At 57.4% G+C, this 13,891-nt stretch carries 9 protein-coding genes; 4 read left to right on the top strand and 5 right to left on the bottom strand.

Annotated elements, in window-relative coordinates; all coding sequences use genetic code 11:
* The first annotated feature begins 334 nt into the window (after positions 1 to 334).
* The gene (locus ACR0ID_RS09880; protein WP_480605112.1) at positions 335 to 2,716 is read left to right on the top strand and encodes a mechanosensitive ion channel domain-containing protein; all 2,382 of its coding nucleotides are present in this window, start codon (positions 335 to 337) and stop codon (positions 2,714 to 2,716) included.
* A gap of 57 nt (positions 2,717 to 2,773) precedes the next feature.
* Here the strand turns inward: ACR0ID_RS09880 and ACR0ID_RS09875 are convergent, their stop codons facing one another.
* From ACR0ID_RS09875 to ACR0ID_RS09855, 5 genes are read right to left on the bottom strand one after another with little or no spacing between them, the layout of a single operon-like run.
* Positions 2,774 to 4,129, bottom strand: coding sequence for a CoA transferase (locus ACR0ID_RS09875; RefSeq protein WP_480605110.1), 1,356 nt, complete (start codon positions 4,127 to 4,129; stop codon positions 2,774 to 2,776).
* Positions 4,126 to 5,280, bottom strand: a complete 1,155-nt coding sequence (locus ACR0ID_RS09870; protein WP_480518687.1) for an ABC transporter permease — start codon at positions 5,278 to 5,280, stop codon at positions 4,126 to 4,128. Before ACR0ID_RS09870 ends, ACR0ID_RS09875 begins: the two co-directional genes overlap by 4 nt.
* Positions 5,277 to 6,305, bottom strand: coding sequence for an ABC transporter permease (locus ACR0ID_RS09865; protein WP_480473819.1), 1,029 nt, complete (start codon positions 6,303 to 6,305; stop codon positions 5,277 to 5,279). Before ACR0ID_RS09865 ends, ACR0ID_RS09870 begins: the two co-directional genes overlap by 4 nt.
* Before the next feature lie 14 nt (positions 6,306 to 6,319).
* Positions 6,320 to 8,233, bottom strand: a complete 1,914-nt coding sequence (locus tag ACR0ID_RS09860) for an ABC transporter substrate-binding protein (protein ID WP_480605107.1) — start codon at positions 8,231 to 8,233, stop codon at positions 6,320 to 6,322.
* Positions 8,226 to 9,998, bottom strand: coding sequence for an ABC transporter ATP-binding protein (locus tag ACR0ID_RS09855; protein WP_480605105.1), 1,773 nt, complete (start codon positions 9,996 to 9,998; stop codon positions 8,226 to 8,228). Before ACR0ID_RS09855 ends, ACR0ID_RS09860 begins: the two co-directional genes overlap by 8 nt.
* A 233-nt stretch (positions 9,999 to 10,231) precedes the next feature.
* Between ACR0ID_RS09855 and ACR0ID_RS09850 the strand changes: the two genes are divergently transcribed.
* The 3 genes from ACR0ID_RS09850 (at position 10,232) to ACR0ID_RS09840 (ending at position 13,891) form a co-directional block, all read left to right on the top strand.
* Complete coding sequence (locus ACR0ID_RS09850; protein WP_480518693.1) at positions 10,232 to 10,729, top strand: class I SAM-dependent methyltransferase; 498 nt, start codon at positions 10,232 to 10,234, stop codon at positions 10,727 to 10,729.
* Between the two features lie 19 nt (positions 10,730 to 10,748).
* Entirely contained in the window at positions 10,749 to 11,378 is a 630-nt protein-coding gene (locus ACR0ID_RS09845) for a glutathione S-transferase family protein (RefSeq protein ID WP_480605103.1), read from the top strand.
* Positions 11,379 to 11,488: 110 nt separating this feature from the next.
* Positions 11,489 to 13,891: a GcvT family protein gene (locus ACR0ID_RS09840; RefSeq protein ID WP_480605101.1), complete on the top strand. Its 2,403-nt coding sequence runs from the start codon at positions 11,489 to 11,491 to the stop codon at positions 13,889 to 13,891.

Raw genomic sequence — 13,891 nt, 5'->3', positions numbered from 1 at the left:
TATATTTCAATGCCACGCTTGCCAAAGGCGGATTTGCGCATTTGCAAATGTTTCAAGCATTGCGATTTGGCAACAGCGTTTTGACAACTTCGCGGCATATCGCACCACAGCTAGAGAAGATCGCATAAGGATCCAGATGAAGGCAATCGGGTCGGACCTGAAACTTTTGCCCGGTCATATTCAATTATGGCAAGATTGAAAACACCTGCGAGCATCAGAGTGCGCCAAGAACACGTCCAAACACGATATTGAGACGGAGTGATGCGAGTGTTTGAACTGCCTGAAACGCTTCTGTAATCTGGCCAATATCGGCAAAAACTGGATGCAAGACCCAATGCGAAATAACTTTCCGGCCGTATTTTTTTTGGCGTTGTGGGCCATTTTCCTGAGCGTTCCCACTGGTGCATTGGCGCAGACGTCCTTGATTCCCGGATATTCTTCCGGGTCGGGTAGTTCGTCCGGGACCGACAAGGAAAGTGATTTGGCCGCTGCAATCCGTGCTGCCAGCGATGCAGGCGCGAGTGTCATTGTCATCGACAGTGCCGGTCAGGTTGTGACAACGGCAGGTGGAAAGGATGCAGGTTCGGGGGGCGCGGACAGCGATTCGAGCAACCCGATGGGTGACGGTTCGCAGCTGATGAAGGCGCAAGAGCGGTTCTCGAAATTCCGCGAGTCGATGAATTCCCGTCTCGAGGCGCTGCCCTATTCTATTTTTGAAGTACAGTACATCCTGCGCCAGACCAGCCCAGATGGCCGTATCCAGACCTATGTCGAGGTGTTGGGCTGGAATATCCTGTTCCTGTTACTTGGGCGGTGGCTGTCGATCGAGATTTACGGGAAACGGTTCGCGCGCCGCTGGGTGGTGGCGCGGATCAAGGACGAACCACAGGGTTATCGGGAAAAGATGCCGTTCCTGCTGTTCCGGTTCCTGATGGGGATCGGTGCTACGGTCTTTGCAATGATCATGGCTTTGATCGTCGGGTATCTGATCTTTGGCGAGGCCGAGGATATCTCGGTCCAGTTCACGATCACCGCCATCTTTACGGCTTTTTTCCTGTCGCGCACGGTGTCGGACCTGTGGCGCATGGTCCTGTCGCCTTATCTGAGCCAATATCGATTACCGCCCTTTTCGGACAAGAATGCGCGCAGGCTGTACATCTGGGCGTCCGTGCTGGCGACCTATGATATTTCGGTCGTCCTGTTTTCCACCTGGGTCGCTGATTTTGGACTGAACTACAACGTCTACGCCATGGTGTATGGCGGTCTGACGATGCTGGGCGCGCTGGGTAATATTCTGATGATCCTATTCAACGCCCGTGCCATCTCGAACGCGATCCGGGGTGGGCGGGCATCCGAACAGGTGTCTTGGCTGCTGCGGTTTGTGTCATTTGGCTGGGCGCCGGCATTGATCATCTATGTCGTGTTCAGCTGGTTCCGTCTGGCTGTTGATCTGGCGCTGGAGCATCCGACGCCGCTGCCGTTGATTGCAAGCAGCTATCTGATCTTCATGTCCGTAGTCGTGGCCTATGGTGCAATGAACTACCTGCTGGAACGGTATTTTGACCGCTCGCGCATGATTAGTGAAATAAACGGGGAAGTCGAGGCAGCGGATGAAGGCGTCATGGCGGCGGATATACCCGAGGCTGAACAGCCGAAGCAGCATCTTCTGACTTATGAAGACCTGGCCCGCCGGGTAGCCGGAATTCTGGCTTTCGTGCTCGGGGCTTATGCGCTTGTCGTGATATGGTATCCGAACGCGGACTGGAGCGAGGATCTGCCGGTAGAACGTGCGCTCGATGTGATGGTCGTCCTGTTTATTGGGTACATCCTGTTTCATTTCTTTCGGATCTGGATCGACAGTAAGATCGCTGAAGAATCCGACGATGGCACCGAGGTTGAACTGGGCGACGAAGGCGGGGAAGGCGGGCAAAGCCGTCTGGCAACGTTGTTGCCACTTTTCCGGGGCGCAATTCTGGCTGTTGTCGTGGTCACGATCGTACTAATTGTCCTGATGGAACTGGGTATCAATGTCAGCCCGTTGTTTGCGGGTGCCGGTGTGGTTGGTCTGGCCGTGGGTTTCGGGTCGCAAACGCTGGTGCGCGACATTTTTTCCGGCGCATTCTTCCTGCTGGATGATGCGTTCCGGAAAGGGGAATATATCGACATTGGGGATGTGAAAGGGACGGTCGAGAAAATCTCGGTCAGGTCCATGCAACTACGTCACCATCTGGGTGCGCTGAACACCATTCCCTTTGGCGAGATCAAAGTGCTGACCAACTATTCGCGCGATTGGGTGATCATGAAGCTGCCGCTACGCGTGACCTATGACACCGATGTCGAGAAGGTTCGCAAGTTGATCAAGAAACTGGGTCAGGAACTGTTGGCCGATCCCGTAATCGGAGACAATTTCATCCAACCGCTGAAGTCACAGGGCGTGATCGAGATGCAGGATTCAGCGATGATCATCCGGGTCAAGTTCATGACGAAACCCGGCGACCAGTGGCTGGTTCGCAAAAAGGTCTATCAGGACATTCGCGAGCTGTTCGCGCGAGAGGGGATCAAGTTTGCGCATCGCGAGGTCACTGTAAGATTGGCAGATGGCAAGGAAGCGGAAGACCTGACACAAAAACAGCGTGAGGCCGTGACAGGGGCTGTTCAGGCCGCAATTGACGAGGACTATCTGGACGATATCGGGCCGGATGGCGACGACCGCTAGAGAGGCCCGCCGCCGCTTTGTGTTGAGTCTCGGATGAGGTGCCCCGAAAGCGTGAGGTCAGTTGGAAACGAAGGGCCAGACCGGGTCAGATGTGCCCAGTTTCGACGCCGGTAAATCCCATTGCAGCACAGTTTCACCGAGGCTTAGCGCTGGTTTGAGGCGGTGCCCCGGTCCCCAGCCCGATGCTTCTGTTGCAGGGGAGTAATCCGTGGGCATCGGGCGAATGGGCTCAGCCTCGACGTCGTCTTTGCCGAGAATCGCCAAAAGCTCGGCGGTGCGGGCAAGGGACAGATGCGCATGCATGATGGAATTGCCCGACGCGGCCTCGGCCAATGCGGAAAGGACGGCGGCGGCCATTAGGTAGCCGGTTGCGTGGTCCAAAGCCTGAACCGGCAATGGCGTTGGTTTGTCTGCGTCAGCCCAACCCATGCCCGTATGCGCAATTCCCGCGCTCATCTGCACAAGGCTGTCAAAGCCGCGCCGGTTCGACCACGGGCCTTGCCAGCCATAGGCATTCAGCGTCACCTCGACCCTGTTCGGTGCCAGTTCATCGCGCTTAGCACGGGTCAGGCCCAGCGCGTCCAAAGCGCCGGGCCGGTACCCGTGCACGAATACATCGGCCTGGGACAAAAGCTCTTGCAGCCGTTCCATTCCAACGGTCGATTTCAGATCGAGATAAGCGCAGTGTTTTCCAAGTGAAATGTCAGGTATCACACCGGGCTCGTCCCAAGCGGGCGGATCGATCCGCAAAACCTCGGCCCCGAAACCGGCCAATGTGCGTGTCGATACCGGACCCGCCAGAACGCGTGTCAGGTCAAGAACGCGCAACCCGGCAAGAGGTCTTGCAGAAGTTGTCTGCGGCCTCTCGCGCAGCTTGACGTACCGGGGGCCTTGCCAACCAATCAGCGGGTCGCGCGATACAGCGCGGCCCTGCGGATGTTCAAGCCATTCGGTCCGGCTGCGCATGGCAGCGGCCACGCCGCCTTCGGCCACAATATCGGTTTCCAAATCGGATATGGCCCGGGTTCTGACGGCTTTTGCCACAGCTTCACGCTCTGGCAGCGTTCCAAGAACCTTCATCGCTGCCGCGCGATGGCGTGGCAGGTTGGTGTGCAACCTGATCCACCCATCAGAAGCCCTGTAATCCCCCGCGACCGAATCCCAAAGGTTCGGCATTTCCCAGCCATCAGGCTTGAAGGAATAGCCGAACCACAAGGATGCCAGCCGATGGTCGACGGTGATCTCGGGTGCTTTCTGGGTCAGGTTCAGCGCCTGCATAAAGCGGGACATCTCTTGCCCAACGGCTGCAAAGCTGGCCGTCGCCAGTTCGGAAACGGCAAAAGCACTTGGCAGAGCGCCTGTGCCGACCCTGCGATATCGGTCGGCAGCCGGAAGGGTGGCAAGAAGGCTCATTGCTGATAAGGATCCAGGCTGTCGCGCAACCCGTCACCCAGGAAGTTGAAGGCCAGTACGATCACGATGATCGGCAGCATCGGGATTGCCGTCCAGGGATAGATCTCGATCGATGCGAGGTTTTGCGCGTCATTCAGCATCACTCCCCAGCTTACCGCTGGTGCACGAAGGCCCAGGCCAAGAAAGCTGAGCGCGGTTTCCCCAAGGATCATTGCCGGGATCGACAGGGTGGCAGATGCAATCAAATGAGACATGAAATTCGGCAACAAGTGCTTGCGGATCACCCGGCCCGAGCTTGCGCCCATCATTTCTGCGGCCCGCACGTATTCTTCCTCGCGCAGGGACAGGAACTTGGCACGGACCGAACGCGCCAGCCCGGGCCAGTCGAGGATACCGAGGATGATCGAAATGATGAAGAATACGGCAACCGGGCTCCAATTCGAAGGCACGGCGGCAGACAGTGCCAGCCACAGCGGCAATTCCGGCAGCGAGCGCAGGATTTCGATGACCCGGTTGATGACCCAGTCGATGCGCCCACCGAAATAACCCGCCATCGAACCGAACAGGATACCCAGAAAGAACGACACCGAAATACCGATCAGACCCACGGTCAGCGACAACTGCGCGCCATAGAGGATGCGGCTGAAGATATCGCGCCCCAACCTGTCGGAACCCCACAGGAACAAAGTGGCACCATCCGGCGCGCAGAAAAGATGCGTATCTGTCTTGATAAGACCTGCAAGTCGATATTCGGACCCTTCACAGAAGAACCGGATCGGGCGCGGGTCATCAGTGTCAGGGACGAACTTCCACTGGAAGGTTTCCAGATCCGCCTCGGCGACGATTGGAAAAACATGGGGGCCGATAAAAGCGCCGTCGTAAAACCAGTTCACGGATTGTGGTGGCGCGTACAGATGCTCTCCGTTCCGGTCATTCGGGCCATACGGCGCGATGAAACCGGCAAACGGCAGCATCAGGTAGCACAGCAGCAGGAAGATGCCCGAGATCAGGCCCAGCTTATGTGTGCGGAACTTGCGCCAGACCAACACCCAGTTGGGGGCATCCAGATCGGCGCGTTCCAGTTGCTGTATCGACGCCTGCGGATCAAAAGGCGCGTCATCGACGTAGCGATTGTCAGGACGTTCGGTCATGCTTCGCGGCCCTCATACCGTATGCGGGGATCCAGCATCACCAGCAGAATATCCGAGATCATCGTGCCGATAAGCGTCAGCAGCGCGACAAACATCAGGATAAACGCGGACAGGAATTGATCCTGCGTTTTCAGTGCTGTCAGCAAAGTCGGCCCGATGGTTTGCAAGCCCAGAACGACTGAAACCAGAACCGATCCTGACACCATTGATGGCAGAAGGTTACCGATGTCCGCAACGAACGGGTTGAATGCCACGCGCAACGGATATTTTGTTAGCATCCGCGACGGGGCCATGCCCTTGGCAATGGCCGTTTCCACATAGGGCTTACCCAGTTCGTCGAGCATATTTGCCCGCAAGCGCTGCATCATAGCCGATGCGCCCGAGGTTCCGATGACAAAAGTCGGAACGATCAGGTGGATGAGAATGGATTTCATCTTGTCCCAACTCAGCGGCTGACCTTCGAATTGCGGGTCCATCAGGCCGCCGATAGGCAGGTTGAAATACCGATGCCCGTAGTAGAACAAGATCAGGGCCAGCAGGAAGTTTGGGGTCGCCAGCCCCAGATAACCCACAAAGGCCGAGGTATAATCAATCCACGTCCGTGATCGCGCCGCAGCAATAACACCCAGGGGAAGGGCAACGGCATATACAAACAGGATCGCGGCAAGGTTGACGACGACCGTCAACCAAAGCGTGTCGCCTACGATTTCCGATACAGGCCGGTCGAACTCAAAGGACCAGCCGTAATTGCCTTGGATCAGACCTGAAAATCCGTGTGGTCCCGGCCAGAAGCCTATCCAGATCAGGTACTGTTCCCACATAGGGCGATCCAGAGCGTACTCGGCGCGCAGAAACTCGGCCTTGGCGACACCCGCTGACTGGCCCGAGGCCTGAAGCTCGGCAATCTGGTTGCTCAGGTAATCACCGGGCGGCAGGTTGATGATTATGAAGATCAGGACCGAGACCACCAACAATGTCAGCAGCATCGTGAAAAAGCGATACACCGCATAGCGCAGCATGACCATTTAGCTGCTCCTGCTTAGTCGGCGAAAAAGAACTCGTCCGGGCGGTGAACGCCGAAATGCGCACCGGGCTCCCATGCCCACATGGCCTGTTCCGGCACATTGCGCAGACGGTTCGACACGACAATGGGTTGGGGTGCTCCGTTCAGGATACCAATGGCATAAAGCTGATCGGCGTGGATTTTAAGCATTTCCGTCCAGATTTCCTTGCGTTCGTCGTCCGTTGTGGCGACCTCCCAGTTATGGGCCAGTTGCATCAGACGTTCTGCCTCGGGCATGTCGGGGGCTTCCCCGGCTTCACCACCTGTCTGGTAGAACTGGCCCCATTTTGGCCAGGCCAGGAATACCTGATCGGTGGGCGCCAGATAGGTTGGAGACGTGTGTGCCTGCGGGATGCCGTCATCCCATCCATACCAGACCGATGCCATCGAGTTGCCGGCAAACACCCGGTTGCGCAGGATATCGCGATCCAATGGGCGCATGACCAGCTTGACCCCGATCTCACGCCAGGTGTCGGTGACGATTTGCAAGGCGTTTTCAACCTCTTGCCGCTCACCAGCAGTTTCGATCACCAGTTCCATAGGACGGCCATCCGGTAACAGACGGACACCGTTCTTGTCGCGCTCGGTCAGGCCGACCTCATCCAGCAACGCATTGGCCTGGCCGACATCGTAACTGGCCCAGGCGGTGGCATTCCTTTCATCGTAAAAGGGCGAGGCAGGCAGAACCGACATTGCACCGGGGTGCGCAAGCTTGAAATACAAAGCCTGGTTGATTGTCTCGCGGTCGATGGCAAGGGAAAGGGCGCGCCGCACACGGACGTCACGCAACACTTCGCGCCAGGCGTCATCCTCGAAATTGAGGTTCGGATAGATCGCGATTTGCGATGCAACGCCGGTTTTCCACAGTAATGTCTTGTAGCCGCCTTGCGCCTCGCCTTTTTTCAGGATGGAAGCGTCGCGGAAATCCAGGCCCCGACCTTGCAGGTCGCTTTCCCCTGCATTGGTTTTGGCGGCAACCAGACCGGGGGCAACGATCTCCATCTCGACCACATCGATATAGGGCAGCTGAACCCCTTTGCTGTCGATACGGTGGTAATAGGGGTTACGTACGAAATTGTGGCGGATTTTCTTGCCGGAACTTGCGTTCAGCCACGGTTGCAACGTGGGCAATTCGTGATTGTCGAACTTGTACAGGTTGTCGAGCTTGTTGTGCAGCGCGGCCCAGCTTTTGACGCGGGCATCGTCGACCAGAAAGGCAAGTTCCTCGGGGTCGGCATATTTCTCGTGATATCGTTTCAGGAACGCTGCGGGACGATAGATAAAGGGCGGTCTTGCCTGAGCCAGCGATTGTAGAAAACCCGGGTTAGGGTTCTCCCATTCGAAAATCACAGTGGTTTCATCCGGGAAGGTAACGGTGGGTGATTTGCCTTCGACTATCAGAAAATCCGGCGGGCCTGACGGGCTGAGCAATTTGTTGTTGGCAACGTCTTCCCACCAATAGCGGAAATCTTCCGACGTAAACGGAGAGCCGTCGGACCATTTGTGCCCTTCGCGCAGTTTCAGGGTGAACTTGCGGCCGTCTTCGTTTTCAAACGACGCCAGCAAATCGGGGATAATCTCGTAGTTCTGGTCGAAACCGACCAGCCGGGCATAGCCATAGACAACCATCTGGCGAATATCTTTGGAGCGCGTGATCATGGTGCGCAGGGTGCCGCCCTGTTTGCCGAATTCGCGACCCTTTGCTGCCAGATCGACAATCAGCGGGTCCTTGGGCAGGCGCTCTTGAACGGGAGGAAGATTGCCCGCTTCTACTTCCGCGTTCCAGAACGCGCTTTCCTGCGGCGTCGGGATCGTCTCGGCCGTGGCGGGCAGCATCCCGATGAACGCCAGCGAAGCGGCCAGGATCAGGGGGCGAGTGGTCTTAAACATGGCAACGTACCTTATGGCCCGGTTCCAATTCCACCAATGAGGGTATCACGGTGTCCGAGAAACGAAAGGCTTCATCCCAACTGTCCGGCGCGCCGGCGCCCAAGGAAACCACTTGCAGGTCGATCGGGCGATTGATGTCGGGTTCGGGTTGAGCGGCAATCAGCGCTTTGGTGTAGGGGTGGCGCGGATTGTAGAAAAGAGTTTCGGGTGGTGCTTGCTCGACGATCAGGCCTCGACGCATCACGGCAACTTCGTCGGCGATCCGTGCAACAACGGCCAGATCGTGCGAGATGAACAGATAGGACAGATTCAGGCTGTCCTGTAGATTTTCCAACAGGGTCAGAATCTGCCCCTGTACCGATACATCCAGCGCCGAGGTGGGTTCGTCACACACGATGAGCTGCGGGTCGAGCATCATGGCGCGGGCTATCGACAGACGTTGCCGCTGCCCCCCCGAAAAGGCGTGTGGATAACGTTTCAGCATGTCGGCTGTCAGGCCGACGCGCTGCAACATCTCGGCGGCCTTGTCGCGCTGCTCGGCGGTTGTTCCGATGCGGTGAATTTCCAGCGGCTCAGTCATCGCGTCCTGAATGCGCATCCGCGGGCTGAGCGAGCTGTAGGGATCCTGAAACACCATCTGCGCATTGCGCTGAAACGCCGTGCGCTGGGCGCGGGTCATGTTGTGCACCGTGACGGGATCGGCATTCGGCGCGGTGCGAAACAGGACTTCTCCGCCGGGATCGGGCAGTTCCGCACCCAACGCGATCCGCGCGGCTGTCGTTTTACCTGATCCGCTTTCACCGACAATGGCCAGCGTCTTGCCACGTGCAAGATTCAGATCGACCCCTTTGCACGCATAGATTTCCTTGTCGGCCTGCCACCCTTTGCTGGACCGCATCGTGTAGGTCTTTGAGACGCCCTTCATCTGAAGGATCAGATCGTCGCCCGGCATCGGTATGCCCACAGCAGCCTGATCTGGAATTTCCGGCGCAGCATCAAACAGTTGTTTGGTATATGGATGCGCCGGGGAGGTCAGGATTGGTGCGGCCGGGCCAGCCTCCATGATGCGGCCCTTGTGCATGACCACAACCTGTTCGGCCATGTTGGCAACCACGCCCAGATCATGGGTCACCAGAATAAGCGCCATGCCAGTCTCGCGCTGCAATTCCTTGATCAGCCCCAAAACTTGAGCCTGAGTGGTCACATCCAGCGCGGTGGTTGGCTCGTCCGCGATCAGCAACTCGGGTTTGGATACCATGGCCATCGCAATCATGGCGCGTTGGCGCATTCCGCCCGACAGCTCGAACGGGTAGGAGTCATAGGCGCGCTGTGGATCTGGAAAACCCACGCGCTCGAACTGCGTCAGGACCTTTTTGCGCGCTTCAGACTCGGAAAGCCCACGATGCAGCCACAGGACTTCACTGACCTGATTCCCAATCTTGTGCAGAGGTGACAGTGAACGCATTGGTTCCTGAAAGATCATCGAAACGCGATTGCCACGAATGCCGCGCATTTCCCGCTCGGAGACAGCTGTCAGGTTACATGTGCCCTTGGAATCATTCAGAGTTATCGTGCCGCTGCGTATCTGAGCCGTTCGCGGCAGAATCCGCAAGACGGCCCGGCACGTGATGGTTTTACCCGATCCCGATTCACCGACCAGCGCCAAGGTTTCCCCTGGTTTGACATCAAAGTTCACATCCGCGACCACGGAACTTCCCGCACCAAAGCCGATGCTGAGGTCTCTGACGCACAACAACGCGCTCATGCAGGCTTTCCAACCGTTTGGCCGCTTGGTGACATCGGTCGTTTCAACTCCCCGTGATTTTTTCGCCAGTGTCGCGCGGTTCCGCCTGTCTAGTCAAACCCGTTCTTGGGCTGAAATGTCGCGAAAATGTGAAACTTTGGGCTTCGTCGCTACACAAAGTCTTGAGAATTTGTCATCTAAGGCGGAGTCGGGGGCATCTATGCTTTCGATTGGTATCAAGGAGATATTTACCGGTGTCCAAGAATCAAAGCCGTCTGGACTTGTTTATCGATCGAATGGTGTCACAGCGCGCCTGTCTGGATCACGCGATTGCGCAAACGGCAGGCATGGCAGGTCCGGTGTTTGAACTGGGTCTGGGCAATGGGCGCACCTATCATCATCTTGTGCAGCATATCGATGGACGCCCTGTCTTTGTGTTCGAACGCGCGGTGGCTTCGCACCCCGATTCAACCCCGCCCGAGGATAGGGTGATCTTGGGAGATGTGCGCGAGACGCTGCCAGCGGCGGTCGACAGGTTTGGACCGACAGCAAGCCTGATCCATGCAGATCTTGGGGGGCATAATCGCGAAAAGAACGACATCTTTGCGCGGCTTGTTTCCCCGTTGATCGAGCCCTTGCTGGCATCGGGTGGATTAATGGTATCAAGCGACCGGATGTATTTCGAGCGGCTGGAGGAAATGCCGTTGCCCGAGGGTGCCGTCGAAGGGCGCTGTTTCATCTATCGGCGCTGACCAGAGAGAAGGGGCCTGCATGATATTCTACGATTGCTCTACGGCCCCAAACCCGCGCCGTGCTCGCATGTTCATCGCGGAAAAAGGGTTGGACATCGAAACGCACGAAATCTCGATTGCTAAGGGCGCGCAGTTGAGCGCTGAGTTTCGTACAGTGAACCCCCGGGCCACAATCCCGGTTCTGGTAACGGATGAAGGCGCAGTCCTGACCGAAAATCTTGGCATCGCCGCGTATCTTGAAGCGCGTTTCCCCGAGCCGTCCTTAATGGGCCGTACCGCTGATGAAAAAGGGTTGGTCTTGATGTGGAACGCAATTGCCGAGCAGCAGGGCGGTGCGCCCATCGCTGAGGCTTTGCGCAACAGCCACCCGGCGTTCAAAGACCGTGCTATTCCCGGCCCTGTTAACCATGCGCAGATCCCTGAGCTGGCGCTACGTGGGCGCGAGCGGGTTGCGTCGTTTTTCGAGCTGCTGGAGGCGCGGCTGATGCAAAGCGCGTATGTCGCTAGCGATGTATTCACTCTGGCGGATATATCCACTTTTGTTTTTGTCGATTTCGCGCGCGTCATAAAGATGCGGATACCGGACGGCAATACGAACACGCAGGTCTGGTTTGAAAGCGTGAAAGCCCGCCCAAGCGCGCAGCTTTAGGTTTGCAAAGCAATAGGTAGAGTTCTCTCATTCCGCACTGTACAGAAATGTCTAGACAGAACTGAACAGTGCTACTAGCGTCTTCCAAGATTCTGTTCAGGGAGGTCGGGATGAAATCCCAATATCGCGTAGTGGTCATTGGAGGGGGCGTCGTTGGTGCCTCGGTTCTGTATCATCTGGCCAAATTCGGCTGGTCGGATGTGGTCATGCTGGAAAGGCGGCGGCTGGCTTCGGGATCGTCTTGGCACGCGGCGGGCGGCATCCATGCCCTGAACGCGGATCCAAATATGGCCTCGTTGCAGGCCTACACAATCGACCTGCTGAGTGAGATCGAAAAAGAATCGGGCCAGAATATCGGTTTGCATATGACCGGTGGCCTGACTTTGGCCGGTACGCCTGAACGCTGGGAGTGGTTGCAGGCCAATTACCGCATCTTCCAGTCCATCGGTATTGACGACTGCGAGTTGCTGACCCCGCAAGAGGCACAGAGACGCTGCCCGATCATGTCAACCGACGGTGTTTTGGGCGCGATGTGGGCGGATCGCGAGGGGTATATCGATACAACAGGTACTGTTCAGGCTTATGCTACTGCGGCCAGGAAACGTGGTGCCGAATATTATGAGGAAACCAAGGTCGAGGAATTGATCCAGACGGCGGATGGCTGGCAGGTGGTGACCGATAAGGGCACGATCACCTGTGAACATGTGGTCAACGCGGCCGGGCTCTGGGCCAAGCAGGTTGGACGCATGGCAGGGGTAGAGCTGCCAGTCTCACCGTTGAAGCACCACTATCTGATCACGGACACGGTGCCCGAAGTGGCGCAGGCGGACTTCGAGATGCCGATGACCGTGGACCTCGAAGGGTTCACCTATATGCGGCAGGACCAGAAGGGCGTTCTGGTGGGGATCTACGAGGTCGATCACGAACACTGGGCGATGGATGGCGCGCCGTGGAACTATGGCGAGGAACTGTTTCAGGAACAGCTTGACCGGATCGAGAACGAGCTGACATTGGGCTTTGAGCGGTATCCGTCGATCCAGAACGTGGGCATCAAGACATGGGTCAATGGTGCTTTCACGTTTTCACCGGATGGTAACCCGCTGGTTGGTCCGGTTCCGGGTAAACGAGGGTATTGGACGGCCTGTGCGGTCATGGCAGGGTTCCTGCAAGGTGGTGGCGTTGGGAAAACACTGGCCGAATGGATGATCCAAGGCGAGCCCGAAGCCGATGCCTGGCCGATGGATGTGGCGCGCTATGGGGAATTCGCACAGAACAAGCGGTATATCCGTGAAACCACTGGCCAGTTCTATTCGCGCCGCTTCGTGATGACCTACCCGAACGAACAATTGCCTGCGGGTCGCCCGTTAAAGATGGCTCCGGCGCATGACGCGATGACTGAGGCCGGATGCAAATGGGGCGTCAGCTGGGATCTGGAGGTGCCGCTGTATTTCGCACCCAAAGGGTTCGAGGAAACGCCGACGCTCAAACGTTCGAACGCGCACGACCTCGTGGCGGCTGAATGCAGAACCATCCGTGAGGGCGTGGGCCTGATGGATATCACGGGCTTTTCCCGCTTTGAGGTTTCCGGTCCCAATGCCAAAGCGTGGCTGGATAACGTTATGGCTTCGAAACTGCCCGCGCCGGGTCGTGCCAAACTGGCGCCGATGCTGGGCGAAGACGGGCGGCTCAAAGGCGATCTGACCGTGTTGAACTGGGGCGATGGCACCTGGTGGATCATGGGCAGCTATTACCTGCGCGCCTGGCATATGCGATGGTTCAACGATCATATGATGGATGGGGTCACCGTCCGCGACCTGGGAGAGGAGTATTGCGGGTTTGCCGTGGTCGGACCGAAATCGCAGGCGGTGGTCGAGAAACTGGCCGAACAGGATATCTCAAACCTGAAATTCATGGGCTGCGGTGATTTCGACATCGGCCTGGTCCGTGCCCGCGTGGCCCGCATGTCGGTGACCGGCGAAAAAGGGTATGAAATCAACTGTCGCTATGGCGATCACATCAAGCTGCGCCGCATTTTACTGGAAGAGGGTTCAGAAGAGGGAATCCGCGAGTGCGGTTTCAATGCGATGCTGTCAACGCGGCTTGAGAAAAGCTTTGGCATCTGGTCGGCAGAGTTCACGCAGGCTTACACACCCGGCATGACCGGCATGGATCGCTGGATCGACTGGGACAAGGAGTTCATCGGCAAGAAGGCCGCTTTGGCCGAACGGGATGGCAATGGCCCGGCGCAGGTACAGGTAACACTGGAAATCGATGCGTTGGACGCCGATGCCAGCGGGTATGAGCCGGTCTGGGCCAATGGCGAACGCGTGGGTTTTGTGACTTCAGGCGGTTATGGGCACCACATCGGCAAGTCGTTGGCGATGGCCTTGATTGACCGTGACAAGGTGGACCCGGGTACGGAACTGTCTGTCCATGTGGTGGGTGTGGAATGTCCGGCGCGAGTAATTGCGCCGTCGCCCTACGACCCTCAGGGCAAAGCGATGCGGGGCTGA

The organism is Ruegeria sp. AL2, assembly GCF_056540845.1.
This window is presented reverse-complemented; position numbering and strand designations above follow the sequence as displayed.